The organism is Leifsonia shinshuensis (assembly GCF_013410375.1).
Lineage (GTDB): Bacteria > Actinomycetota > Actinomycetes > Actinomycetales > Microbacteriaceae > Leifsonia > Leifsonia shinshuensis.
In genome coordinates this window covers 2,772,243-2,796,658 of sequence record NZ_JACCFL010000001.1, presented here as the reverse complement: position 1 = coordinate 2,796,658, position 24,416 = coordinate 2,772,243, and the positions used below count along the sequence as shown (strand labels likewise).

Sequence of the window (24,416 nt, the reverse complement as noted above, 5' to 3'; positions counted from 1 at the left end):
ACGTCGCAGCCTCGGCGCCTGATGCCCGATGACTCGGCATCCTATCCCTCCTCAAGAGCAAATGAGTTGCCTACCATACGTCAGATCGAGCCCCCACGTCCCCGTGCCCGCTCCCGCCCAACCCAGCTGCATCTTGCTCTCGTTGAGTGCAGCAGCCTTCGCCGCCTTGGCGGCCGCGGTGTATTCCTTCACACCGGTCTCGGCAGCAGTTTTAGACAATTTGGACGCAGCGGCCGCCGTTCGCCCAGCGATCTCGCCCACGCCGGCGGTGGCCAGCCCCGCCGCGTCGAGCCCGCACGTAGTGATGTCAGTGTCCCCCCCAAAAGTTCCAAAGCAGTCATCGAGAAGAGCTACCGCGCCGGCGGCTACGGAAACGACTTCTAGAACTGCGCCTAGGGGAGCCCCGAAGCCGGTGGCATCCGCTGCGAGGCCGAGGACGCCGGCGCCGACGCTGATCCAGCCCGCGATCGTGCCTACGTTACCGCCGCTAAGCCCTAGCGGGTCCACCATTTGCAACGGGTTGTTATGGACGTAGGTGTAGGGCTGGAGAGTTGAGTCGATAGCGGGATCGACAGTGATGAATTGGCTCGTCGCCGGGTCGTAGTCGCGGGCGCGCAGGTAGACGAATGCAGTAGTGGGGTCGGTCCAGTTGCCGGTGTAACCAATTGCGCTGTGGGCCGTGCCGGTGTTGTTTGTGCGGTTCCCATATGCGTCGTAGTTGGTGGTGCCGATAGCCGCACCACTGGCGTCGGTAATTAGCCGGATCGAGCCTAGGACATCCCCATGCAAATATTCGATTGTTCCGTTTGTATCGTCGATCTGTGCGATCGGGGCAGTGCCCATTGCGTAGATATAGCTGTATTTACCGTCATCCAACAGCAATGGAATCGCACTGTTGGTATTCCACAGGAACTGTTGGGTGGTGGACCCTGTGGTTCGCGATTGCCGAAGACCGTCGCCGTCGGAGGTGTAGTTGATGGTGTTCGTTCCGGTGGTAACCGAAGCGAGATTGCCCTCGGCGTCGTAGCTGTAAGTGACTTTCGCTGTCGGAGCGTCGCTGGAGGTGGCGGTCGAGCTGGTGCGTGACCCGTTGGCGTTATACCCGAAAGTGGTGGTTGTTCCGGCTTCCGCGTTGCTTGCCGTGACTAGTTCTCGTCTGCTGTCGTAGGTGAAGGTATCACCGGCGGGCGTCGTGAGTGTCTTACCGCCCGGGCTGGAGCTGAACCCGGTCGACGGACCAGTCGAGCTGAGCTGGCCGAGCGCAGTGTATCCCCAACTTTCGGTGGTTTGAGTCGGGTGAAGCGGGTCCGTCGTTGTTGATGAGGTCAGCTGGCCGGCGTCGTCATAGCCGTACCCATAGTCAGAAAGCGTTGCGGAACTCGTGGCGGAGGTGATGTCGGTGAGCTGGTTGTTGGCGTTGTAAATGCGTGTCTCTGTTACTCCGGATTGGTCGGTGCGGGTATTTTGTAGGCCGTCGGGGGTGACGGTGAAGGTAGTGGTGCGGGAGGCCCAGTCCGTGACCGCCGTCATGTTCCCCGCGTTGTCGTAGCCGTAGTTGACTGTTTTAGAGCCGGGATACGTGATTGAGGTGAGTCGACCGGCGTCGTCGTACCCGTAGCCGAGCGTTTGGCCGTTGCCGTTCTCGACGGAGATCATGGCCGCGTCCGCGTTGTACGCGTATGTGGTCGTGCCTGTGGCGTCGGTCATAGTGTGGCGGGTGCCGTTGGGAAAGTACGTGTAGGTGATGTCGTTGCCCGTTCCCGGGTAGTCAATTCCCGTTAGCCGGCCCGCATCGTCGTAACTGCGGGTTGAAACGACGCCGTCGGGGGTGGTGACGGTGCGGATCCGACCAGCGCCGTCGTAGCTGTAGCTGGTGGTCATTGCCCCTGGCTCAGTCTTAGTCGATAGGAGGCCGGCATCGTCGTACGTGTAGCTGGTGACCTCCCCGTCCGCGTTGGTGAACGACGTCTGTGCGTCATTCGCGTCGTACGTGTAGGTCTCGACGCTATTGTCCGGGAGAGTGGTGGCGAGCAGCTTGCCGTCCTTGGTGTAGCTGTAAGCAGTGACTCGACCCAATGGGTCCGTTGTCGACGTGTGCTGTCCTGCGTCATCGTACGTATAGTTAGTGACCTTGCCGCGCGCGTCGGTGGTCGCGACTGATCGGCCGTCCGCGTCGTACCTTGACGATGTGACCGCGCCGGAGGGCAGCGTCGTCGCGATCTTGCGGCCCAGAATGTCATATACGAACGATGTCACATGTCCGTCGGCATCGGTTGTTGAGGTGAGGCGGTTCAGCGCGTCGTAGCCGTATGTAACGACGCCTCCATTCGGGTCCGTTATGGTCGCCAAGGAGCCTCGAGCCGAGTAGGTGTAGTGCGTGGCTTTGCCCAGCCCGTCCGTGCTTGCGGTTCGCTGCCCCGCTTTGTCATACGCAGCGGTTACCGAGTGCCCGGCTGGGTCGGTAGTTGAGGTCAGGTCACCGTCCGCGTCATACGCGTTGGTCGTTGTGTTCGCGTTCGGGTCAGTGATGGTGACCACCCGTCCCGTGTCGTCGTAGGTAAGTGTCGTGACCTTGCCTGCGCCGTCGGTCTTCGTAGTCGCCAGGCCGCGACTGTCGTAACTTTGGCACGTCTGTCGCAAGTCCGGGTCTGTTACACACAATGGCCGGCCCGCAGAGTCATAGCTGTAAGAGGTCGTCTTGCTAAGGGCGTCCGTTGCCGTGGCGGTAGTTCCGTCCGAGTTGAACGTCCAAGTTGAAGTGTGACCAGCGGGGCTTCTCAGGGACTTCATGTCGCCGGCGCTGTCGTACGTCATCGTGGTGGTACGACCCAACGGGTCCTGTGATGTCAAGACATCGTTTAGGGCATCATAGGTTCGCGTGGTGGTGTTGCCGAGTGGGTCAGTTGATGTGAGTTGGTTGCCGGCGGTGTCGTAGGCGTAGCTCGATGTTTTTCCAAGGGCATCGGTCTTGGTAAGGACGTTGCCTGCAGTGTCGTACGAGAAGGAGGTCGTCGCGGCAACGGCGGTGCCTGCTGCCACCGTTTGACTCGTGAGAAGTCCACCCGAGTAGGTTTCGACCGTTTGGCTACCGTCAGGCGTGGTTGTGGTCGTGGTGAGCCCGTTGTAAGCGAACGTGGTCTGGCGTCCTATCGCGTCTGTTTGGGTTACGACCCGGTGAGATGCGTCGTAGATGTTCGTCGTAACTCCGCCACCGGGCTTGGTGATGGTTGTGATGTAGTGCCCGGAGTCGTAGCCGTAGCCCGTCACTGCGCCATCCACGGCGGTAACAGAACTCAGATTCGAAGCGCCGTCGTAGCCGTAGCTGACTGAGCGCCCTGCACTGTCGGTGACCTTCGTCACGTGGGATCCAGACCAAGTGAGGGTCAGTGCGCGTCCACCGGTGGCGATGATGTTGGTCACGTGCCCGCTCGCGTCGCTCGTGTAGGCGGTCGTGTTCCCGTGAAGATCGGTGGCGGCGGTGATCAAGCCGGACGCACTGAACGTGAGCGTGTCTCGTGCTTGTCGAACGAACTTCCAGGTCCCGTCGCTGCGCTTCGTCAGCGTTGCGTGCACGACTGGCGCCGCGGCGTAGGTGCCGTCGTTCTGCTGGGCGTATTCGACGACTGACCCGTTCTCTTGCCGTACGTCGACGATGCCGCTCGAGGGGAAGGTAAGGGCCGCGGTGAAGTTGCCGGTCCACCCGTACCCGAATGGCCCGTCCGTTGCGACAGCAGTCGTAGAGTAACCGCGGGTAATAGCAAGAGCTGGGCCGACCCCGGAGATCCCAATGTCTGTCGAGTTCTCGTAGTACTCGCCGGTGGCGGTGTTTATCGGGTCGGCGTGGCTGCACTGGCAAGGCTTCTCAGACGGGTTGGAGCCACCGGCGGTTTCGCGAGCGCTCAGGTCGGTGACGTTTCGCCATGCGGACGAGAGAGTGCCGTTGTTTCCCGAGATGTACGCCCGGATCGCCGTGACGTTCTTGACAGGGGCGCTGCCCTTGAATTCGTGCGCAAACGGGTAGAGCTGGCCGTATATTCCGCTGACGCCATCGATTGTGGAAATGGATCCGTCGATGCTCTTTCCCTGGATCCACAGCGAGCAGTCTCCATAGCCACAGACGGCGTCTGGCAGCCAGAAGAAGGAAGCGGTCGAGCCGACATCCCATGTCAGGTTTTGGTTGGAAGAGTCCCGGCCGAGCCCGTAGATGCTCACGCTCACCGATGGTGAGGGGTAGGGGTCGGTGACCGATACCCAGTCAGAGTAGAACAGGGTCGGTGTGCTGTAGGCGGCGCCGGAGGCGAGGTATGCGCGTGCGGCGACGACCTGGCGGATGAGTGTGTTGCCGGTGAACCTGGTCGTGTAGGGGTAGGGCTGACCGTAGATGTTGGCGGACGCAGCTATCTGCTGGGTGCTGCCGTCGGCAAACTTGACCTGGATATTGAGGTTGCAGCTGTTGCTGCTGTAGGCGCAGATGCCGTCGGGCAACCAAAAGTTGGACGCGGTCGCGGAGAAGTCGTAGTTCAGGTTGCCGTTGGTCGGGTTGCGTGAGATCGAGTTCACGCTCACGCTCACCGATGGTGAGGGGTAGGGGTCGGTGACCGATACCCAGTCAGAGTAGAACAGGGTCGGTGTGCTGTAGGCGGCGCCGGAGGCGAGGTATGCGCGTGCGGCGACGACCTGGCGGATGAGTGTGTTGCCGGTGAACCTGGTCGTGTAGGGGTAGGGCTGACCGTAGATGTTGGCGGACGCAGCTATCTGCTGGGTGCTGCCGTCGGCAAACTTGACCTGGATATTGAGGTTGCAGCTGTTGCTGCTGTAGGCGCAGATGCCGTCGGGCAACCAAAAGTTGGACGCGGTCGCGGAGAAGTCGTAGTTCAGGTTGCCGTTGGTCGGGTTGCGTGAGATCGAGTTCACGCTCACGCTCACCGATGGTGAGGGGTAGGGGTCGGTGACCGATACCCAGTCAGAGTAGAACAGGGTCGGTGTGCTGTAGGCGGCGCCGGAGGCGAGGTATGCGCGTGCGGCGACGACCTGGCGGATGAGTGTGTTGCCGGTGAACCTGGTCGTGTAGGGGTAGGGCTGACCGTAGATGTTGGCGGACGCAGCTATCTGCTGGGTGCTGCCGTCGGCAAACTTGACCTGGATATTGAGGTTGCAGCTGTTGCTGCTGTAGGCGCAGATGCCGTCGGGCAACCAAAAGTTGGACGCGGTCGCGGAGAAGTCGTAGTTCAGGTTGCCGTTGGTCGGGTTGCGTGAGATCGAGTTCACGCTCACGCTCACCGATGGTGAGGGGTAGGGGTCGGTGACCGATACCCAGTCAGAGTAGAACAGGGTCGGTGTGCTGTAGGCGGCGCCGGAGGCGAGGTATGCGCGTGCGGCGACGACCTGGCGGATGAGTGTGTTGCCGGTGAACCTGGTCGTGTAGGGGTAGGGCTGACCGTAGATGTTGGCGGACGCAGCTATCTGCTGGGTGCTGCCGTCGGCAAACTTGACCTGGATATTGAGGTTGCAGCTGTTGCTGCTGTAGGCGCAGATGCCGTCGGGCAACCAAAAGTTGGACGCGGTCGCGGAGAAGTCGTAGTTCAGGTTGCCGTTGGTCGGGTTGCGTGAGATCGAGTTCACGCTCACGCTCACCGATGGTGAGGGGTAGGGGTCGGTGACCGATACCCAGTCAGACGCGACCGTGCCGCTTGCACCGCTCACAACGGTTCGCAGGGCGCCCACCTGCTTGAGGAGCGTCCGACTGGTGAACGTGTTGGAGTATGACTGGCCGCTCAAATACGAGGCGCTCGAAATCGTCGCTATCGAGTTGTCGCTGGAGAGCTGCGCCTGCACAGAGATGACGCAGTTACTCGCATCCGCGCAGACGGTGCCTATGTACCCGTTCGCTGAGGCGGTGACGGTCGCCTCAAAGTAGCCGTCTGTGGCGCCGCGGCTGATACTGCCTATGACAAGAGAAGCTGGCAGAGAATCCGCGGTTGCGGCTTGGACGAATGCGCCAACAAGCGCCACAAAAATAAGTGCCGGAATCGAGAACAGCAAGTACCCAGCCGCACGTCTCAATGGAGCCCCCGCTCGATCGCCCAATGGCACAAATCTGGACCTGAGAATATCCTGATGGTTGGCGCACTCCGTATCACCCCAATCGGGGGGTTGCTGAACGATCCACCACTAGCGCGCCGGCCACGTCGACGAGCGCCGACCCCTGGCACTGGTTCAGGATCCCGGCGCCAGTGGGCGGGGAGGCGTCTCTACCCGCCACCGAAGGCCTCGTTAATGCCCTGCGCCATCGTGAGCGCCGTTCGCCCCTCGACGCGCAGCGAAAGCAGGCTAGCCAGTGAAGAATCCCACGAAGACCCAGTGCGGGGTTTTGGGCTCGTCGTCGACCACGGTCCATCCGGCGGGATCTTTCCACGGGTAGGTGCGAGGCGGAGTATCCCTGTCCAAGGTCCAGCCGAAGCATGTCACGGGCCTGGGTGCTCGCGGGCGATGGCCACGGCGGTGACGTGGAGCCCCGAACACGCTTCCTCCTGGTGCCTGCTCGCGCCCGGCGGACCGTGCCGAGCGGTAGCCCGGCGTCTGTTGCTCGCCCTCTCCGCGGGTCTATAGTCTGCAGCGACCGGGGCGCTGCGGCCCCGGGCAGTTCGTGAGGGGGCGAACCGTTCGATCCGTCCGAGGATTCGAGGGCATCATGAAACGACGCATGATCGCCGCGCTCGCGGCTCTCGCTCTGGGTCTCACGACCCTGTTCGGCGCATCGGGCGCCGCCTTCGCCGATACGTCGTCCGGGGGCCTCCGGTACATCGCGCTCGGCGACTCCGAAGCGGCCGGCACCGGCGCCGCCGGCTGTGTGCACGCTCCCGGTGCGTATCCGGCCGTCCTTGCCGCATCGTTTGGGCAGTCGCCGTCCTTCTCGGCGGCATGTGCCGGCGCCACCACTGCCGATGTGTACACGCAGCTGGCTTATCTGAGCGCGCACGGAGCGATCGGGGGAGCCACGAAACTGGTGACCCTGACCGTCGGCATCAACGACCTCGGCTGGCAGAACGCCCTGCGCCCATGCAGCGGACCCAACGCCACTCTCGCCTGTCTCCAGTCGCTCGCGACGGCTCTGACGTCGGGCCGATCGCTCCCGGGCAAGATCAGCGGTCTCGTCACGGCGATTCGCGCGCTCGCCCCCGAAGCGAAGATCCGCGTCACGGACTACCCGCTGCTGTTCGGGGTCGTGTCGGGGACCTGCGACATCGGCAGCTTCGGCGGCACGCCGGTCGACGTGACGGCGACGCAGGCCACGCTGGTGGACGGTGCGCTCGTCGCGGTGGCCGCATTCATCCGCCAGGGCGTCGCGGGCGCGCGTGACGCGAACACCCGCTTCGTCGACGTGATCGGGGGCTTCGCCGGCCACGGGCTGTGCACGAGCACTCCGTGGATCTTCGGGTTCGGCCCGGCCGTCTGGGACGCTCTGCACGCGAACGCGCTGGGTGAGGCGGAGTACGCGAAGCTGATCGCGTACACGATCTGAGCGGATCGGAAGCTGGGCTGCGTGATCTTCACAACCGCGAGCGTTCCGGGTCTATGGTGCGGTCATGGTTGAACATGCAAAGGGTCGCCCGGACAGGCTCCCGAAGGGCGAGCAGCCGATCGCGGAAGTGGGAGCCGACCGACTGGATGAGGACGGCCGGCATGCCGGTCGACTCGTTCTCACTCCGAAAACGATCTACTTCTTCGACGATGAGCACCACAACGGGAGCCACGACGACGTCATCGATCACGCCCGCTTCGAAGGCGCCGAGGTGACGGGAGACGAGACTGTCGGCACGCTGGCGCTCACCTGGGCCGGCGGGGGAACGGTCTACGAGGGCGACACGCTGGAACTCGAGGCCTTCAAAGCGGCGATCGACGACCAGCTGAACCCGTAGCCGGGGTGGCCGGCTCCTTTCTCGTACCGACCGGCGACTGGATACGAGGAGCTGGTCAGCGGATGACGCCGTGCTCCCGGGCGATGGTGACGGCGGTCACTCGGTCGTGCGCGCCGAGTTTTGCGTAGGCGTGCTCGAGGTGCTTGTTCAGCGTCGACGTGGCCACCCCGAGCACGGACGCCGCCGCCCGTGCTGTCATCCCTGAGCTGAGCGCCTGCAGCGCCTGGATCTCCCGCGTGCTCAATCCGAGCCGGTCGCGCCGGATGCCGCGGACGACGATCAGGTCGCCGTCGCTCGCCCACGACACATCGATCGCGTGGTCGGCATCGAGGGGGATGGGCGCCCTGTGAAGCGGCGACTCCCTGATCAGGTCGTGGAGTTCGTCGCTGAGCAGCGGGCGTGCTTCGAGCGCGGCGGCGAACGACCTGGTCGAGTAGAGCACCTCGCCGCCGTGCGCCGGAAGGACCATCACCAGGGCGCCATCGTCTTCCGCGACGTGGTCGAGCGCAGTGAGCACTGCGTTCGTCTGCTCCCACTGCCGGACTCGCCCCCAAACGGTTCGCAGGATGCGCCGGTACCGGGCCAGGCTCTCCCGCTCCCGCGTGTCGAAGTCGGAGCCGCCTCTGGCGAGCGACAGTGTCGTCACCGCCCCGTTCGAGTGGACGAGCTCGCCGCTGATCTGGGATCGCAGCCCCTCTGGCTGGTACACCTCGCGGTACAGCGGATGCTCGATCCACCGGCGGCCCGGGAGGATGTCGTCGACGCTGACGAGCTCCGTCGTCCTGGTCTGGAGGTAGTGCCGGATCAGCGGGTGACCGAGGGGATCGACGACCATGCGGGCGGCGATGTCGACGCCGGATCCACGCAGGCCGACGACACGGTAGCGGACTCCGCCCTCAACGGTGAGCTCGGCCACCCGCACACCATCGGCGTGTGCAAGCGCGCCCGCCCCCACGAGCACCGCAGCGACGACCTCCTCCTGGGTCTGCGACTCCAGGAGGCGTTGCACCTCAGCATCCAACTCGTCCCGCATGTTGCCCCCGCGCCCGGTTCCGAACCGGCCGGCACGACGCAATGCTGACACAGACTCCGCCGGGTGAGAACGCTGAACCCAGCAGGTCTCGCCGGCCGCAGGCATGGCGGCTCCGTCGGCCGCGGTTACGGCGCGGTGGACGCTCCGCCGGGCGCTGCGGTAGTCGCGAGCCTTGCGGTGGCTGGGGCTGGGTTGAGATCGTACCGGTCGGGGGAGTCGATGGCGTCGCCGATCAGGATGAGACGCTCAGCATCGGTGTCCACACCGACGGATGCCATGAACGCGACGACGTCGTCACGGCGGAAGAATCCCTTGAACGCGTCGACAGAAGTCCATTCGTCGATCAGGAACCCGGACCCGTCGCCCGTGGCGTACCGGTGGGACCGGCCACCAGCGGCCTGCGCCAGTGCCTGCATCCGCTCGTACTCGTCCGCCCGTTCGGTCAACGTTCGCATGAACACGTCGACGTCCACAGGGACCTTCATCACCACGATCACAGACATGGCCGTGACCTCCTTCTCTCCGCCTTTTCTCCGCGCGACCGGTGCGGCGCGCTCACTGTCCTGATCGTCCCCACGGTGGACGCTGATGACCACTCGCAATAGTGCGTACCCCCGGCTGTCGGTGCGACAGCGGAGGGACTACTCCATTCCCGCGCGACCACCCGTCGTCGCGGCCGCCGGCCAGAACCGCAACGGAGGGGACCCCACGGTCGGGGAGACCCCGATCGGAACCACGCCCGGTTGCGTCATCGGAACGGACACCCGCAGCGCCCACCAATCGATGAACGGCACCGCCTCCCCGGCGGGCTCGGCCACATCGTCGGCTGGATCACCCATGAGGACCACCTCCAACGGAATGATCCAGCCCCGACAGGCTCCGCACGATTCGCAGAACTACGGACACGACCCCTGCTCGTCGGCGCCCGCCCGGTCGTCGAAGCGTCACGGATGAGACCGCTGATGAGCGGCCGTAGCCCGCGGCCGGTAGTATCCAGCAGTGACATCGACGACCACCGACCACGAGGCACAGCGGCCACGCGATCGCTCGAACGCGCTCGGGATCGTCGCGCTGGCGTTGGCGATCTTGACGGCCGTCGTCACCGTCGGCCTGGTCGTGACCGCCCTCCTGCTCTACCTGCCGATCGGCAAGGCGACCGCGATCTCCGCGTGCGAGGGTCCCGACCTTACGGCGGCTCAGGAGCAGGTGTCGGCCCTCGTCGTGAACCTGAAGACGACGGCCCCGCTAGCGGCCTTCGGGTTGGGAACCCTCACCCTGACCGCCGCCTGTGTCGCCGCCGCGCTGAACGAGGGCCGGCGCCTCGTCGTGGCGGCGCTTCTGGTGCTGGTCGGTGCGGCGATCGCGACCATCGCTCTCCTCACCTACGGATTCCCGATGGACCCGGGCACCTGGCATCTCAGCACCTGCGGCGGCGGGTGACCGGTCTCCGTCAGGCCGCGGGGCGGAATGGACGCGGAAGGGGCCGGGCGGCTCCCTTCGCCGCCCGGCCCCCTCGCGTACGGGACTCAGCCCGCCAGCGCCTCGGCGTCGGACAGTCGGCCCCGCAGGGGCGGACGACCTACATCGGGATCAGTTCCCCCACCTCGACGCTGCCTCCGTAGGAGAGGCCGGGGCAGCCTTCGGCCAGGGCGGTCGCCGCGGTCAGGTCGGGCGCCTCCACGACCGCGTAGCCGGAGAGCGCGTTGGCGCCGGCGGAGGTTCCCAGCACCGTGGTGGTCCCGACCCGGCTGCCCATGTCGGTCACTGCCGAGCCGAGCTGCTGGAACCAGGCGCCCCAGGCGGCGATGTCCTCGTCGGTGGCGTTCACCGCGGGGTCGTTGCGGAAAGCGAAGACGAAAGCAGACATGATGTGCTCCTTCTGTTCCGGTCGACGTTGGGCTGTCGACTCAGCACTACGACGGGGGAGCGCGCCCGAAATCGACAGCTCGCCGAAACGCATCGGCCCGAGAGTTCAGCCGCGGATCCGGGACACCCCACCCGCTGCGTTCGTCCCGCCGTCCACCGGCGACCCGGTGAAGAGCAGCGCCACCACGAGCGCGCACGCCAGCAGGGCCCCGGCGCCGAGGCAGATCCCCCAGATCGCGCGGGCCCTCCCGACGTGCCCCGCCGCGCGGCCCGCGCGGATCAGGCCGGGGACGCCGAGTCCGATGGACAGCCCGGCCCCGGCCAGGATCAGCAGGGCGAAGAGCGGGTCGACGCCGCTCCCGGTCGCCAGCGCCAGCACGACCACCCCGGCGGCGACGATCCCCGACACGAGTGCCGCCGTGGCCAGGCCGTTGGCCGGAGGCGGGACGTCGACCGGCGCGGACGGCGCGAGCGGGCGGACGGCGTCGGTCCACTGGCTTCCGTCCCACCAGCGCTGGAACCGCGTGTCTGCGTCGGGATACCAGCCGGGCGGCGGCAACTGACTCATCGGGCTCCTCGATCCGGGTCACCCGACACTACCGGTCCGAGTGCCAGCATCGGAGGATCCTCAGCCTGGACCTCCCTTTTTGGGGGTAGTCCCAGGCTTCAGTTCACCCGCCGGTAACCCCGAACGCGCAGAATCATTCGACCGGGATAGCGGTACGGGGGTTCCGCAGCCGAAGGTCACCCCATGACGCGGGTGACGGTGCGGCCGATCTCATCCACAGGACGGGGTGAGACCGGCCGCACCTCTCTGTTGCAGGGGGTGAGGTCAGTTCCCCAGCCCCACCCGGTCCACCCGCCGGTGGTAGTGCATCCCCGCGACGCCGCCGAGGACGGCGCCCGCGAGACTCACGATCGCCACGGCGACGGCGGTGATGACGCCGGTCAGAGTCACCGCGCCCTCGTCGAGGGGGATGCGCGGGAACCCGTTGATGCTGCTCAGGATGTTGTACTGGGCGCCGAGGATGAGGGTCAGCACCGCGACCACGACCGCGATGACGATCGCCCAGATCCAGACCGCCAGGCCCTGCTTGGCGCCGTCGAAGCGGGCCATCCGGCCGGCGACGTAGCCGCCGCAGTAGTAGGCCACGAACGTGATGACCACGAGGGCGATCGCGCCCGCCAGCCCGATGGTGGCCGCGTTCTTGCTGGCGGCGTTCGCCGCCGAGTTGCCGCCGCCGGTCGCGCCCAGCCCGACCGCGGCGCCGGCCGCGGCCACCAGGGCGGTCAGCAGGACCGCCATGCCGGTCGCGCTCAGCCAGCCGAAGAAGGCGGCGCCGAACTTCATGCCGCCGAACTCGCTGCGCTCGCGGGCGACCACGTTCTCGCGCAGCGTGCGGTTGCCGTCGACCCGCAGGACCTCGTCCGTCTCGATCTGGTTGTCGCTCGGGTAGCGGGCGGCGCGCGGGTACTCGTCCACCGGCTGCTCATCGAGGGAACGGTCTTCCACCCGGCTCGGAGCGGCGGGGTCGGCGACCGGACCGACGACCGGATCCTCGGCGGCACGTGCCGCCGGGTACGCCTCGGCGGGCTCGGGGTCGGCCCGGTGCGCGCCTGCGCCCGGCTCTGCGGCCGTCCCGTCGGCGTAGGCCGGGTCGCTGCGGACCGGCTCGGCGGGGGCCGGGTCGTACGCCCGGGTGGCCGGCTCGTAGGTCCTGGTCTCCGTCGGTTCGTCCGCTGGGGGCTTTCGGTCCGTCATCTCGGTGCCTCCTCCACTTTCCCCCGCCTCGGGGCGGGAGCGTCGCTGGAACTGCCGGAGCGGACGGTAGACCGGTCAGGGCGGCGGCGGAAGGCGGTTGAACACCGCGGCCATCCGAGGTAGGCGAGCGTACAATCGGTGCCACGTCAGCCGGAGGCGCGCCCTCGGCGGGAGGTCGATCGCGGCCCGCCCCGCCCCGGACCCCCGGCAGGAGGGAGGCGCCCGATGGGATGGTTCGCCCGCACGCGCGGCGCCGGCCCGGACCCCGCCGCGATCGCGGAGGACGGCCTGAGCGCCCTCACCCTGCTGGCGGTGCTGGAGGAGGCCGTCTCGCACCTGTCCGCGGCCGAGAGCCTCCTCGAACGCTGCGCGGTGGCGGGGGAGCCCGGCCACCCGGTCGGCGTGCGGCCGACCGACCGGCGCCTCGGTGCCGCGGAGGCGCGCCAGGGGCTCCGCCTGCGGATCGCCTTCACCCAGCTCTCCCGCTGGCTCGACGGGATGACGTGCGCGCCGGAGCAGGAGGCTCTCCGCGCGGACGCGTCGCGGCTGCTGCGGTTCTATCTGCTGATGGTGACCTACGCGCTGGACGCCGCCTTCACCCCGCCCGCGCGGCAGCACATCGCCGTCCGCGGCGGGCACGGTGGCGCGGCGGGACGACTGGTCGAGCTGCGCGACCTGGCCCGCGCGGCGGTCGAATAGGCGCTGCGGCCGGATACGCGCGACGGGCGACGCTACCGCGTCCGCTGCAGCGCGGGATGTTGCGTGCCCGACAGCGAGTCGAGCACCGCGACGGAGCCGAATCCGAAGAGCGCCGCCGCGACGACGGACAGCAGGACGGCGACCAGCACCGCATGACGACGATTCATGTTCCCCCCACGAGAAGCGCCCCCGATGCGCCTGGACAGGCTAACACCTCGACGGGCTGAGCAGACTCACTCGTCCACCCCCACGCGGCGTGTCCGTCCGTGGGGGAGGGGGCGCGGCTCCCTTGCGGGCCGCGCCAGCGGCCCAGCGGCCGCAGCGTGCGTCAGCGCCCGATCGTCAGCGCCCGCGCCGCCGCCGGAGGCCGAACCCGATCAGCACCCCGCCGCCGATCGCGACGAGGACCCCGGCGCCGCGGACGAGCCACTGCACATCGCCGGTCGCGGCGTCCACCAGGAGCGGTCCGCCGAGCCCGGCGACGACGAGCAGGATCCCGCCGATGAAGAACCACGGGGAGCCGTTCGTCCGTTCGACCATGTCGTCGAGCCTACCGGCGCGCCCCGGCGCCACGCCCGGCGTCGCCACGCCCGGCGTCGCCACGCCCGGCGTCGTGGCGCCGTCGCGCGGGCTTGTCACGCGAGGTCGTCACGCACGGCGGGATTGCAGCGAACCCCGGTAGCGTTGCAGGCAGTATGCGCACCGACACCCTCGACCCGGTCCGGCTCCGCTCGGACTTCCCGATCCTCTCCCGCGAGGTGAACGGGCACCCCCTCGTCTATCTCGACTCCGGGGCGACCTCCCAGAAGCCGCGGCAGGTCCTCGACGCCGAACGCGCCTTCGCCGAGCGGTACACCTCCGCCGTGCACCGCGGCGCCCACACCGTCGCCGGGGAGGCCACCGAGCTGTTCGAGGACGCCCGCGCCCGCGTCGCCGGCTTCGTCGGCGCGCGCCCGGAGCAGCTGGTCTGGACCTCGAACGCCACCGAGGGCCTCAACCTCGTCGCCTACGGGATGTCGAACGCGTCCGCCGGGCGCGGCGGCGCCGAGGCGGAGCAGTTCCGCGTCGGCCCGGGCGACGAGCTCGTGGTGACCGAGGCCGAGCACCACGCCAACCTCATCCCGTGGCAGGAGCTGGCGGCGCGCACCGGCGCGACCCTGCGCGTCATCGGGCTCACCGACGACGGGCAGCTGCGGCTCGACCAGGCCGCGGAGCTGATCGGACCGCGCACGAAGGTCGTCGCGTTCACCCACGTCTCCAACGTCCTCGGTGCGATCAACCCGGTCGCCGAGCTGGTGGCGCTGGCGCACGCGCAGGGCGCGCTCGCCGTGCTCGACGCGTGCCAGTCCGTCCCGCACCTGGCCGTCGACCTCCCGGCGCTGGACGTCGACTTCGCCGTGTTCTCCGGCCACAAGATGCTCGGCCCGACCGGGGTCGGCGCGCTCTACGGCCGCAGCGAGCTGCTGGACGCGCTGCCGCCGTTCCTCACCGGCGGCTCCATGATCACCACCGTCACGCTCGACCACGCCGAGTACCTGCCGGCGCCGCAGCGGTTCGAGGCCGGCACGCAGCGGGTGTCCCAGGCCGTCGCCCTGGCGAGCGCCGTCGACTACCTGGACGCCGTCGGGATGCCGGCGATCGAGGCCCACGAGGCGGAGCTCGGCGCCCGGATGCTGGCGGGGCTATCCGCCATCCCCGGCGTCCGCGTGCTCGGCCCCGGCGCGGACGTCGAGCGGGTCGGCCTGGCGAGCTTCGTCGTGGACGGCATCCACGCGCACGACGTCGGCCAGTTCCTGGACGACCGCGGCATCGCGGTGCGCGTCGGCCACCACTGCGCGCAGCCGGTGCACCGCCGCTTCGGCGCCACCGCCTCCACGCGGATCAGCGCCTACCTGTACAACACCGCGGACGAGGTGGACGCCGCCGTGGCGGCCGTCGCGGACGCCCGCGACTTCTTCGGAGTGATCGAGCGATGAGCGACCTGCAGAGCCTTTACCAGCAGGTCATCCTCGACCACGCGCGGGAGAAGCACGGCTACGGCCTGCGCGACGACGCCGCGGCCAGCTCCCACCAGTACAACCCGACCTGCGGCGACGAGGTCACCGTCGGCGTCCATCCCGACGCGGACGGGCGCATCCACGCCATCAGCTGGGAGGGTCACGGCTGCTCGATCTCGACCGCGTCGGCCTCGCTGCTCAGCGACCTGGTGCACGACACCGGCCGGTCGGAGCTGACGGCGTCGATCGCCGCGTTCCGCGAGCTCATGCAGTCGAAGGGCGCGCTGGAGGGCGACGAGGAGCTGCTGGGCGACGCGGTCGCCCTGGCCGGGGTCTCCCGCTACGTGACGCGCGTGAAATGCGCGATGCTGCCCTGGGTGGCGTTGGAGGACGCCCTCCTCAAGTCCGCCTGAGCGAAGTCCGCCTGAGCGAAGTCCGCCTGAGCGAAGTCCGCCTGAGCGCGGGCCCGCTCGTCGGGCGGCGGCGCAGTTCAGGGGACCGGCGCGAGGTCGACCTCGTCGGCGATGGCCTCCAGCGCCGACGGCAGGGTCGGGAAGGTGGTGCCGTAGACCAGCCCGGACGGACCGGCGGCCGTCCAGGTCTCCTGCTGCTTGCGCACCTTGCCGACCAGGTAGCGCTTGTGGCCGCCGAGCACCTGGCGCTGCGCGATCGGCAGCGTGAGGGGGAACGCGTAGACGTCGCCGCGCGGACTGACCACCAGCTCCCAGCGGGCGCGGCCCGGGTTGAACTTGCTCGTGAAGATGCGCGACATGATGGCCTTTTGTACCTCGCCGCCGCCACCGGCCGCCAAGAAGATGACGACCTGTTGCGCCCCGAGCGCGTCATCCGGCGTCACACACCCGGCCGGCCGCGGAACCGCCTCAGCCGCGTCAGCCGCCGAGCCGCGCCAGCCAGTCGGTGAGGATGCGCTCCAGCTCCTTCGCGTCCGCGGGGGAGAGCTCGCCGACCAGGCGGCGCTCGTTGGCCAGGTGGTCGGCGATCGCCGCGTCGATCCGCTCCAGGCCCGCCGGCGTGAGGGCGACCACGCGTCCCCGGCGGTCGGTGGTGGACGCGCGTCGCGAGACGAGGCCGGCGGCCTCGAGCCGGTCGATGCGCTTGCTCATCCCGCCGGTGGTGACCATCGTGTGCTGGGCGAGCTCGCCTGGAGTCCGCTCGTAGGGCGCGCCCGCCCGCCGCAGGGCGGCGAGGGCGTCGAAGTCGCCCTCGCCGAGGGCGTGCTGCCCATAGACCGCCACGAGCTCGTCGGTCAGCCTCCCGGCGACCAGGTGCAGCCGGCCGATGACGCCCATCGGGGACGGGTCGAGGTCGGGACGCTCCCGGCGCCAGGCCTCCTGGATGCGCGCGACGTGGTCGTGAGGTTCGGTCACCGCTCCATAATACCTTCCGGGGAAGCTATTATGTCTTCCGTGGAAGCTAGATTTCGCTGGATCCTGATCACCGCCATCGCGCCGATCGCCTGGGGCTCGACCTACGTCGTCACCCGTGCGGTGCTCCCGGACGCGCCGCTCTGGGGAGCGGTGCTGCGCGCGCTGCCCGCCGGCCTGCTGCTGCTGGCGGTGGTCCGGAGGCTGCCGCGAGGGGCGTGGTGGTGGCGTTCGCCCCTGCTCGGCGTGCTCAACGCCGGCGGCTTCTTCGTGCTGGTCTACGCGGTGGCGAAGCTCCTGCCGTCCTCGATCGCGTCGACCGTCATGGCTCTGTCGCCGCTCGCCATGATGGGTTTCGGCTGGATGCTGCTGGGCCAGCGGCCACGGCTGCTCTCCCTGGCCGGCGCGCTGGCCGGCGTCGTGGGCGTCGCCGTCATGCTGCTGGGCGGCGCCGCCCCGGTGGCCCCGCTCGGCGTCGTGGCGGCGGTCGCCGCCCTGCTGCTCTCCGCCGCGGGCTACGTGCTCGCCGCGCGCTGGAACGACGTCGACGTGCTGTCCCAGACCGCCTGGCAGCTGGTGGCCGGCGGTCTCCTGGTCGTGCCGTTCGCCGTCGTGTTCGAGGGGGCGCCTCCCGCGCTCGACGGCCCGGCGGTCGCCGGCTTCGCCTACGTGTCGCTGGTCGCGACGGCCGTCGCCTTCCTTGCCTGGTTCGCCGGCATCCGGCGACTCGGCCCGGCGGTCGCCGGCCTGGTCGGGCTGCTCAATCCGATCACGGGCGTCGCCCTCGGCGCGCTCCTCGCAGGCGAGGCTCTCACCGGGCGGCAACTGCTGGGGGTCGCGATCGTGCTGGCCGGGATCGGCGTCGGGCAGCTCGCGAAGGCCGGCGGCCCCGCTGGTCCGGGTCAGTCGCCGAGGGACTCCAGGAAGCCGCGGGTCGGCACGAAGAACGTCGTCCCGGTGACGGCCGTCGAGAAGTCGAGGATGCGGTCGTGGCTGCCGGGAGGGTCGCCGACGAACATGCGCTCCAGCATGCGCTCGATCACCCACAGCTCGCGCGAGTAGCCGATGAAGTAGGTGCCGAACTCCCCGTGGCCCGGCCGGCCGAACGGCATGTTGTCGCGCAGGATGTCGTGCTCCACGCCGTTCTCGTCGGTGATCGTGTTGAGCGTCTTGTGCGCCTTCTGCCCGTGCTCCACGTCGGCGAGCTCGATGTTCTCGACCTTCGTACGCCCGATCACGTCCTCCTGCGACGACACCGGCAGCCGGTTCCAGGAGGCGAGGTCGTGCAGGTACTTCTGGACGACGACGTAGCTGCCGCCGGCGTGCGCCGGGTCCTCGTCGCCCACGATCGCGGCGGCCGCCATGTCGCTTCCGGTCGGGTTGGCGGTGCCGTCGACGAAGCCGAGCAGGTCGCGGGCGTCGAAGTAGCGGAACCCGACCACCTCGTCCACGACGGTCACCGCGTTGCCGAGCGCATCGAGCAGCTGCCGCTCGAACTCGAAGCAGAAGTCCCCGCGCTCCGCCCGGATGTGGAACAGCAGGTCGCCCGGGGTGGAGACGGCGGTGTGGACGGCGCCGCGGACCTCCCGGAACGGGTGCAGCTCCGTCGGCGGCGCCGCGTCGGTCAGCCGGCTCCAGAAGCCCGCCCCCACGCCGATGTTGCAGGACAGGTGGGCGCCCAGGTCGCGGAAGCCGACGGTCTTGACGAGGTCGGAGATGCCCGACACGACCTCCCGCGCCGTCGCGGCGGCGTCGGGGGAGTCCGCGACGGTCACGACGAGGAACACGGCCGCCTGCGAGAGCGGCGCGTCGACGCTCTGCGGCTCGATCGGGACGCGGTGCCAGGGGTGGTCGCCAGTGCTGTTCGCCATGCGCACACTCTGCCGGAAAACCCGGGATCCGCGATAGGTGCGGCCGGCTCGCTGACGCGTTTTCACCCGCTCTCGATTGGCGATCGCTGCGAAGACCCTGATAGCGTCGAAGGCGCCCCGGCGCGCCGAAAGGTTCGTGCGCCGGAGGTGAACCAGCCCGCGATCAGGGCCGTGCGGCCGCACAGGTGGCCCCGCCCCGATCGTACGATCGGCTGGCGTGGGCGCACCCCGATGGTCGCGCCAGCGGCGGTGATTCGCGCGGACGGTCCGCGCTGGAGTCGTCCTGCCGTCGCCGCATGCCGCCGACCCGGGCGCTACCACTGTGCGTGCGTCGCCTGGCGCGAGCGTGCGCCGCGGGAGAGACACGTTGAGCGACACGATCGCCGTCGAGGCGAGGAACATCTTCAAGGTCTTCGGACGCAAACCCCAGGAGGCCGTGCGACGGCTCCGGCAGGGCGCCGACCGTGACGAGGTCACCGGCCTGGGGACGGCCGCCGTCATCGACGCCGGCCTCACCGTCCGCCGTGGCGAGATCTTCGTCGTGATGGGACTGTCCGGATCGGGCAAGTCCACGCTGATCCGCCTGCTGAACGGGCTGCTGGAGCCCACCGCCGGCGAGGTGGACGTCATGGGCACCACGATCACGGGCCTGGCGGGGGCGAAGCTCCGCGCCGTCCGGCAGCAGCACATCTCGATGGTGTTCCAGCACTTCGCCCTGCTGCCGCACCGGACCGTCCTCGACAACATCGCCTACGGCCTCGAGGTGCAGGGGACGCCGGCCGCGGCGCGCCGCGAGCGCGCGGCCGAAGTGCTGGAGCTGGTCGGCCTCGGCGGCTGGGGCGACAAACTCCCCGGCGAGCTCTCCGGCGGGATGCAGCAGCGGGTCGGCCTCGGCCGGGCGCTGGCCGCCGACACCGACGTGCTGCTGATGGACGAGGCGTTCTCAGCCCTCGACCCGCTGATCCGCCGCGAGATGCAGGAGCAGCTGCTCGAACTGCAGAGCACGCTCGGCAAGACCATCGTGTTCATCACGCACGACCTCAACGAGGCGATGTTCCTCGGCGACCGGATCGCCGTGATGCGCGACGGCCGGATCGTCCAGACCGGGACGCCGGAGGAGATCCTCACCGACCCTGCGAACGACTACGTCGCCAGTTTCGTGCAGGACGTCGACCGCGCCCGCGTGCTGACCGCCGCGAGCGTCATGGAGCCGGCGCGTGCGCTGGTCACCGTCGCGGGCGGCCCCCGCGCGGCGATGCGGACCATGCGCGACCTGCAGACCTCCGCCGCCTTCGTCGTCGGCCAGGGCCGCCGGCTACTGGGCGCCGTGCGCGACCGCGAGGTCATGCGCCAGGTGCGGGACGGTCAGGGCGACCTGTCCGAGGCCATCGACTCGGACATCGCCACGGTGTCCCGCGACGAGGTGCTCAGCGAGCTGGTGGAGCCCGCCGTCGGCAGCGCCCTCCCGCTCGCGGTGGTGGACGACCAGCACCGCCTGCTCGGGGTGATCCCGCGGGTAACCCTGCTCGCGGCGCTCGGCAACGTGTCCAGCGACACCACCGAGATCCCCGTCGTCGTCGAGCCGCCCGCGACCGTTCCGGTGGACGCGATGACGCTGGCCCTGCGGGAGTCCGCCGGAGACGACGCCGTCCCGCTCGTCGCTGACGAGGCGGAGGTGGTCGCGTGAACACCGCCCATCTGATCCCGCTCGGCCAGTGGGCGACCGCGGTCGTCGACTTCGTCACGACCACGTTCGGCGGCCTGTTCGACGTCATCCGCATCGTCTTCACGGGGATGTACGACGGCGTCGACTGGGTGCTGCAGACGCCGCCGTTCTGGGGTGTCATCCTCATCGTCGCGATCCTCGCTGTGTGGCTGCGCGGCTGGGTGTTCGGCGCCGGGACCGTCCTCGGCCTCCTGCTGATCGCGGGCATCGGCCAGTGGCCGAACGCGATGGACACCCTGGCGCTCGTGCTGGTCTCCTCGGCCATCGCGATCGCGCTGAGCGTGCCGCTCGGCATCCTCGCGGCGCGGTCCCGGACGGCGTCGGCGATCATCCGCCCGGTGCTCGACTTCATGCAGACGATGCCGGCGTTCGTGTACCTGATCCCGGCGCTCATCCTGTTCCGCGTGGGCGTCGTGCCGGGCATGGTCGCGACGATCGTGTTCGCGATGGCGCCCGGGGTGCGGCTCACCGAGCTCGGCATCCGCGGCGTCGACAGCGAGCTGGTGGAGGCCGGGCGTGCGTTCGGCTCGCCGCCGCGCCGCATCCTGCGCCAGATCCAGCTGCCGCTGGCGATGCCGTCGATCCTCGCCGGCGTCAACCAGGTCATCATGCTGTCGCTCTCGATGGTCGTCATCGCCGGCATGGTCGGCGGCGGCGGGCTCGGCCGCGACATCGTCCAGGCGCTCAGCCGGGTGGACGTCGGCCTCGGCTTCGAGGCGGGCATCGCCGTCGTCATCCTGGCGATCGTGCTCGACCGGCTCACCGCCGCGGTCGGGAAGGCCCGGCTGCGGATGCCCAAGCGCGCCCTCGCGGTCCTCGGCGCGGCTCTGCTCGTCGTGATCGGCGGCACGGCCGTGACCGCGGCCTCCACCGCGGGCGGCGACAAGGGCACCGTGAAGGTCGCCGTGTTCAACGGCTGGCCGGAGGGCGAGGCGGCGTCCTACCTGTGGAAGCACGTGCTGGAGCGCGAGGGCTACCGGGTCGACTTCGCGTACGCCGACGCCGGACCGGCCTTCGCCGGCCTCAGCACCGGCGACTACGACATCGCCTTCGACGGCTGGCTGCCGACCACGCACGCGCAGTACATGAAGACCTACGGCGCGCACCTCACCGACCTCGGCGCCTGGAACGACGAGGCCAAGCTGACCATCGCGGTCAACAAGGACGCCCCGATCGACTCGCTCGACCAGCTCGCCTCGCACGCCTCCGACTTCGGCAACAGGCTGGTCGGCATCGAGCCGGGCGCCGGGCTCACCGAGGCGACCCAGAAGAAGATCATCCCGGAGTACGGGCTCGGGAAGCTGGACTACGTCACCTCCTCCACGCCGGCGATGCTCGCCGAGCTGTCCAGCGCGATGAAGAAGCACGACAACATCGCCGTGACCCTCTGGCGGCCGCACTGGGCGTACGACCAGTGGGACCTGAAGGACCTCACGGACCCGAAGAACACCCTGGGCGCTGCGGAGTCCATCCACTCGATCGCCAGCACGGACTTCCCGCAGAAGTTCCCGCAGATCGCGAAATGGGTGAAGAGGTTCCACATGAAGTCGGACCTGCTCTACTCGCTGGAGAACGCGCTGTACAACGGAAAGGCCGACTCCAGCCAGTACGACGGCATCGTGGAGAAGTGGATGGACGCGCACTCGGCGTACGTCGACTCGCTCACGAAGTAGTCGCGCAGCCGCGCAGCCGCGCCGGGAGGGCCGTCGCTCCAGCCCCTACGCTGGAGGGATGACCCTCCCCGCCGGCGACACCCTCGTCACCTACCCCGACGGCGACCTCGCCTCCACCGGAACCGTCCTGCACGTCGAGCCCCTCGCCGACGGCCGCAGCGCGGTGATCCTCGACCGCACCGCCTTCCACCCGGTCGACCCGGTCTGGCCCGACCAGCCCGCCGACACCGGCACGCTGACCGCCGACGGCCGCAGCGTGCCCGTGGTCGGGGCGGTGGTCGGGGCGACCGACGGGGCGGCGCTCCACGTCGGAGACGCCCCGGTCCGCACCGGGACCGACGGCTGGTCCTTCCTGGTCTGCCACCTGGTGGACGACGCGACCGGCATCGACACCGGCGCCACCGTCGAGGTGACGGTCGACGGGGAGACCCGGCGCGCCCTCTCCGCCGGCCACACCGCGTGCCACCTGGCCTCCCTGGCCCTGGACGAGGCGCTCGCGGGCCTCTGGACGAAGGACGTCCCGCTCGACGGCCGCGGGCAGCCCGCGTTCGACCAGCTCGCCATCGCCTCCTCGCGCATCCTCCCGGACGGCTCGGTCGACGAGTACCGCATCGGCAAGAGCCTGCGGAAGAAGGGCTTCGCCGCCGCAGAGCTGCCGGAGGCGCTCGCCGCGGTGACGGCGGCCGCGAACGCCCTGCTGGCCGGGTGGGTCGCCGCCGGCGCGGACGTCGCCATCTCGATCGAGCGCGACGGTGACGGGCTGGGGGAGCGCAGGCGCTGGCGCGCGGGACTCCCGGACGGCGTGGTCGAGATCCCGTGCGGAGGCACCCACCTGCACTCGCTCGCGGAGGTCGCGGCGATCCGCGTGGAGCTCGACTACGACCAGGAGGCGGCGGCGCTCACCATGCGGACCACGGCCGTCCCGGTCTGAGGCCGGGGCAGCCCTCAGCGCGTCAGGACGGCGAACACCGGCAGCGCGACGGCCACCGCGCCGAGCGCGACGGCGACGCCCCAGCCGAAACGCACGAGTTGCGCGTTCCTGACCTCGCGCTCGATCGACGCGAACCGCTCGGCCGTGTCGGCCGCAACCGCGCCGACTGCAGCAGTGTCGGCAGCAACAGTGTCCGCCGGCGACGGCACCGGTCGCCAGGTCGACGGGTCGTCGAACAACCGGGCGACAGCGGCGGTCGTGGCGGCGTCCAGCACCGCGGGGCGCCGGGTCAGCCACCGCACGAGCCCCTCGGCGCGGATGACGAGCACCCGGCGCGGCTGCTGGCGCACCGTGACCTCCCTGGTGCCGACGAGGGCGACGACGGCCGTCACCGGGGCGGCGATGCCCGCCTGAGCGAGGACGCCGCGGACGCGGGAGGCCTCCAAGTCCGAATTGCGCAGGTACGGCTGCTTCTGACCGGCGACGAGGACCGCGCGCTCGCCGACCCAGACCCGCTGCCCGCGATGGTGCTTGGTGTTGACGACGAACACGCCGGGCGGCCCGACGACGATGTGGTCGACGTCCGCGACGGCCCCCGTCGCGTCCGGCTTCGTCCCGACCGGCACGGCGTGGAAGACGCTCCAGCCCTCCGGCAGCCGGTCGAGCAGTGCGCCGACCTCCCGCTCGCCGAGCGCGCCCGCGTACCACGGCGCCGCATCCGCCGCGATCGGCCGCGTCCCGAGGGCGCGCGCCAGGGCGGAACGCGGCGGAGCCTGGGTCTGCAGCCGCACGACCTGCTCCATCACCGCAGCCCCGGGGGCGCGGTCGCGCATGCGCGTCGCGCGCCGTCCGTCGTCGTTCATCCCTGCCAGCGTAGGGACGCGCGCAAGGACGCCCCAGTCCCCAGTGAGGGACGACCGCCGCGGCCTACCCCTGGCCGGGTGCCCCCTCGCCGCGGGCCAGGTCGGCGTCCGCGCGGTCGCCGTCCGCGCGCTCCTCGGATCCGTCGTCGCGGGGGCGGTCGTCGTGGAGACCGTCGCCGTGCGGAGGGTCGCCGTCCGGCAGCTTCTCCTCGAGCGCGTCGTTGCGGCCGGCGACCTGCTCCAGGGCGTCCTCCGGCGTCTCACCGAGCTCGGCGACCCGGTCCTGGAGCTCGTGCGCGCGGGTCACCGGGGCCTCGTCGTGTCCATCCGTCATGCGGCGCACTGTACGCCGCATGGGCGCCGGGGTCAGACCACGATGTCGACCGCGTAGACCTGGTCGGTCGGGTGCCCCGCCTTCTCGTGCACGCGCATCACCGCCTCCTTCGACGGCCCGGTCGACAGGCAGAACACCTTGCCGCTCTCCGGGTCCAGCCACGCGGTCTCGAAGTGCACTCCCTCCTCGCCCTCGACCGCGAGGTCGGCGGCGTGCGCCTCGGCCAGCTGGTCCTCCGTGACGCCGACGAATCCGTCGTGAACGTCCATGAATCGTGACATAGTCGGTTCCTCTCCTCGCGGGCGGGGAATCCCGTCCCCGCCTCGATCGGAGTCTCGCCCGCGGCCGCCGGCGCGG

The 24,416-nt window shown here is 69.4% G+C and carries 24 protein-coding genes and 1 pseudogene; 10 read left to right on the top strand and 15 right to left on the bottom strand.

Translation table 11 applies throughout. From position 1 onward, the window contains the following. Window positions 1-51 precede the first annotated feature (51 nt). Window positions 52-6,042: an RHS repeat-associated core domain-containing protein gene (locus HNR13_RS13570; RefSeq protein WP_179606545.1), complete on the bottom strand. Its 5,991-nt coding sequence runs from the start codon at window positions 6,040-6,042 to the stop codon at window positions 52-54. Between the two features lie 649 nt (window positions 6,043-6,691). Here HNR13_RS13570 and HNR13_RS13565 point away from each other — a divergent pair. Both HNR13_RS13565 and HNR13_RS13560 read left to right on the top strand, forming a co-directional pair. After that, complete coding sequence (locus HNR13_RS13565) at window positions 6,692-7,522, top strand: SGNH/GDSL hydrolase family protein (protein ID WP_179606543.1); 831 nt, start codon at window positions 6,692-6,694, stop codon at window positions 7,520-7,522. A gap of 64 nt (window positions 7,523-7,586) precedes the next feature. Further along, entirely contained in the window at window positions 7,587-7,919 is a 333-nt protein-coding gene (locus HNR13_RS13560; RefSeq protein WP_246312770.1) for a hypothetical protein, read from the top strand. 55 nt (window positions 7,920-7,974) lie between these two features. Here the strand turns inward: HNR13_RS13560 and HNR13_RS22055 are convergent, their stop codons facing one another. From HNR13_RS22055 to HNR13_RS13545, 3 genes are all read right to left on the bottom strand, one after another. Then, window positions 7,975-8,928: a LuxR C-terminal-related transcriptional regulator gene (locus HNR13_RS22055; RefSeq protein WP_179606541.1), complete on the bottom strand. Its 954-nt coding sequence runs from the start codon at window positions 8,926-8,928 to the stop codon at window positions 7,975-7,977. Window positions 8,929-9,077: 149 nt separating this feature from the next. Continuing rightward, window positions 9,078-9,455, bottom strand: a complete 378-nt coding sequence (locus HNR13_RS13550) for a hypothetical protein (RefSeq protein WP_179606539.1) — start codon at window positions 9,453-9,455, stop codon at window positions 9,078-9,080. Between the two features lie 138 nt (window positions 9,456-9,593). Beyond that, on the bottom strand, window positions 9,594-9,791 hold the full coding sequence (locus HNR13_RS13545; RefSeq protein ID WP_179606537.1) for a hypothetical protein: 198 nt from the start codon (window positions 9,789-9,791) through the stop codon (window positions 9,594-9,596). Window positions 9,792-9,951: 160 nt separating this feature from the next. Between HNR13_RS13545 and HNR13_RS13540 the strand changes: the two genes are divergently transcribed. Beyond that, window positions 9,952-10,392 carry a hypothetical protein gene (locus HNR13_RS13540; RefSeq protein ID WP_179606535.1) on the top strand — a complete coding sequence of 147 codons (441 nt, stop codon included), beginning with the start codon at window positions 9,952-9,954 and terminating at the stop codon, window positions 10,390-10,392. A 139-nt stretch (window positions 10,393-10,531) separates the two neighbouring features. Here the strand turns inward: HNR13_RS13540 and HNR13_RS13535 are convergent, their stop codons facing one another. The 3 genes from HNR13_RS13535 to HNR13_RS21635 all read right to left on the bottom strand — a co-directional run bounded on the left by HNR13_RS13535 (window position 10,532) and on the right by HNR13_RS21635 (window position 12,580). After that, window positions 10,532-10,819 carry a YciI family protein gene (locus tag HNR13_RS13535; protein ID WP_179606533.1) on the bottom strand — a complete coding sequence of 96 codons (288 nt, stop codon included), beginning with the start codon at window positions 10,817-10,819 and terminating at the stop codon, window positions 10,532-10,534. Between the two features lie 105 nt (window positions 10,820-10,924). Next, window positions 10,925-11,386, bottom strand: coding sequence for a DUF2510 domain-containing protein (locus HNR13_RS13530; RefSeq protein ID WP_179606531.1), 462 nt, complete (start codon window positions 11,384-11,386; stop codon window positions 10,925-10,927). A 264-nt stretch (window positions 11,387-11,650) separates the two neighbouring features. After that, a complete protein-coding gene (locus tag HNR13_RS21635; protein ID WP_246312769.1) occupies window positions 11,651-12,580 on the bottom strand; it encodes a hypothetical protein in 930 nt (309 codons plus the stop codon). A gap of 225 nt (window positions 12,581-12,805) precedes the next feature. On the opposite strand from HNR13_RS21635, the gene HNR13_RS13520 reads away from it, so the two are divergent. After that, window positions 12,806-13,279 (top strand): hypothetical protein, encoded by a 474-nt coding sequence (locus tag HNR13_RS13520; protein ID WP_179606529.1) that lies wholly within the window; start codon window positions 12,806-12,808, stop codon window positions 13,277-13,279. Window positions 13,280-13,311: 32 nt separating this feature from the next. On the opposite strand, the gene HNR13_RS21875 is transcribed toward HNR13_RS13520, so the two are convergent. Both HNR13_RS21875 and HNR13_RS13515 read right to left on the bottom strand, forming a co-directional pair. Beyond that, window positions 13,312-13,446: a hypothetical protein gene (locus HNR13_RS21875; RefSeq protein ID WP_281369282.1), complete on the bottom strand. Its 135-nt coding sequence runs from the start codon at window positions 13,444-13,446 to the stop codon at window positions 13,312-13,314. Between the two features lie 175 nt (window positions 13,447-13,621). Continuing rightward, window positions 13,622-13,918, bottom strand: a complete 297-nt coding sequence (locus tag HNR13_RS13515; protein ID WP_246312768.1) for a hypothetical protein — start codon at window positions 13,916-13,918, stop codon at window positions 13,622-13,624. Window positions 13,919-13,974: 56 nt separating this feature from the next. On the opposite strand from HNR13_RS13515, the gene HNR13_RS13510 reads away from it, so the two are divergent. Then, window positions 13,975-15,255 carry an aminotransferase class V-fold PLP-dependent enzyme gene (locus HNR13_RS13510; RefSeq protein WP_179606527.1) on the top strand — a complete coding sequence of 427 codons (1,281 nt, stop codon included), beginning with the start codon at window positions 13,975-13,977 and terminating at the stop codon, window positions 15,253-15,255. Then, window positions 15,252-15,689, top strand: coding sequence for a Fe-S cluster assembly sulfur transfer protein SufU (gene sufU, locus HNR13_RS13505; RefSeq protein WP_179606525.1), 438 nt, complete (start codon window positions 15,252-15,254; stop codon window positions 15,687-15,689). Before HNR13_RS13510 ends, sufU begins: the two co-directional genes overlap by 4 nt. A gap of 77 nt (window positions 15,690-15,766) precedes the next feature. Here sufU and HNR13_RS13500 read toward each other — a convergent pair whose 3' ends face one another. Then, on the bottom strand, window positions 15,767-16,048 hold the full coding sequence (locus HNR13_RS13500; protein WP_179606523.1) for a hypothetical protein: 282 nt from the start codon (window positions 16,046-16,048) through the stop codon (window positions 15,767-15,769). 118 nt (window positions 16,049-16,166) lie between these two features. Next, window positions 16,167-16,664 (bottom strand): MarR family winged helix-turn-helix transcriptional regulator, encoded by a 498-nt coding sequence (locus HNR13_RS13495; protein ID WP_343063556.1) that lies wholly within the window; start codon window positions 16,662-16,664, stop codon window positions 16,167-16,169. A gap of 30 nt (window positions 16,665-16,694) precedes the next feature. Between HNR13_RS13495 and HNR13_RS13490 the strand changes: the two are divergent. Beyond that, window positions 16,695-17,507 (top strand): annotated as a pseudogene (locus HNR13_RS13490) (EamA family transporter); the annotation flags it as partial. Between the two features lie 56 nt (window positions 17,508-17,563). Here the strand turns inward: HNR13_RS13490 and HNR13_RS13485 are convergent. Further along, window positions 17,564-18,532: a Dyp-type peroxidase gene (locus tag HNR13_RS13485; protein WP_179606521.1), complete on the bottom strand. Its 969-nt coding sequence runs from the start codon at window positions 18,530-18,532 to the stop codon at window positions 17,564-17,566. Window positions 18,533-18,899: 367 nt separating this feature from the next. Between HNR13_RS13485 and HNR13_RS13480 the strand changes: the two genes are divergently transcribed. From HNR13_RS13480 to HNR13_RS13470, 3 genes are read left to right on the top strand one after another with little or no spacing between them, the layout of a single operon-like run. Beyond that, complete coding sequence (locus HNR13_RS13480; protein WP_218881229.1) at window positions 18,900-20,219, top strand: quaternary amine ABC transporter ATP-binding protein; 1,320 nt, start codon at window positions 18,900-18,902, stop codon at window positions 20,217-20,219. Further along, window positions 20,216-21,931, top strand: a complete 1,716-nt coding sequence (locus HNR13_RS22050) for an ABC transporter permease/substrate binding protein (protein ID WP_343063555.1) — start codon at window positions 20,216-20,218, stop codon at window positions 21,929-21,931. Before HNR13_RS13480 ends, HNR13_RS22050 begins: the two co-directional genes overlap by 4 nt. A gap of 58 nt (window positions 21,932-21,989) precedes the next feature. After that, entirely contained in the window at window positions 21,990-22,862 is an 873-nt protein-coding gene (locus tag HNR13_RS13470) for an alanyl-tRNA editing protein (protein WP_179606519.1), read from the top strand. A 14-nt stretch (window positions 22,863-22,876) separates the two neighbouring features. On the opposite strand, the gene HNR13_RS13465 is transcribed toward HNR13_RS13470, so the two are convergent. From HNR13_RS13465 to HNR13_RS13455, 3 genes are all read right to left on the bottom strand, one after another. Next, entirely contained in the window at window positions 22,877-23,725 is an 849-nt protein-coding gene (locus tag HNR13_RS13465) for a nuclease-related domain-containing protein (protein ID WP_246312767.1), read from the bottom strand. Window positions 23,726-23,789: 64 nt separating this feature from the next. Continuing rightward, window positions 23,790-24,059 (bottom strand): hypothetical protein, encoded by a 270-nt coding sequence (locus HNR13_RS13460; protein WP_179606517.1) that lies wholly within the window; start codon window positions 24,057-24,059, stop codon window positions 23,790-23,792. A gap of 32 nt (window positions 24,060-24,091) precedes the next feature. Beyond that, on the bottom strand, window positions 24,092-24,340 hold the full coding sequence (locus HNR13_RS13455) for an SCO4226 family nickel-binding protein (protein WP_179606515.1): 249 nt from the start codon (window positions 24,338-24,340) through the stop codon (window positions 24,092-24,094). Window positions 24,341-24,416: the final 76 nt, after the last annotated feature.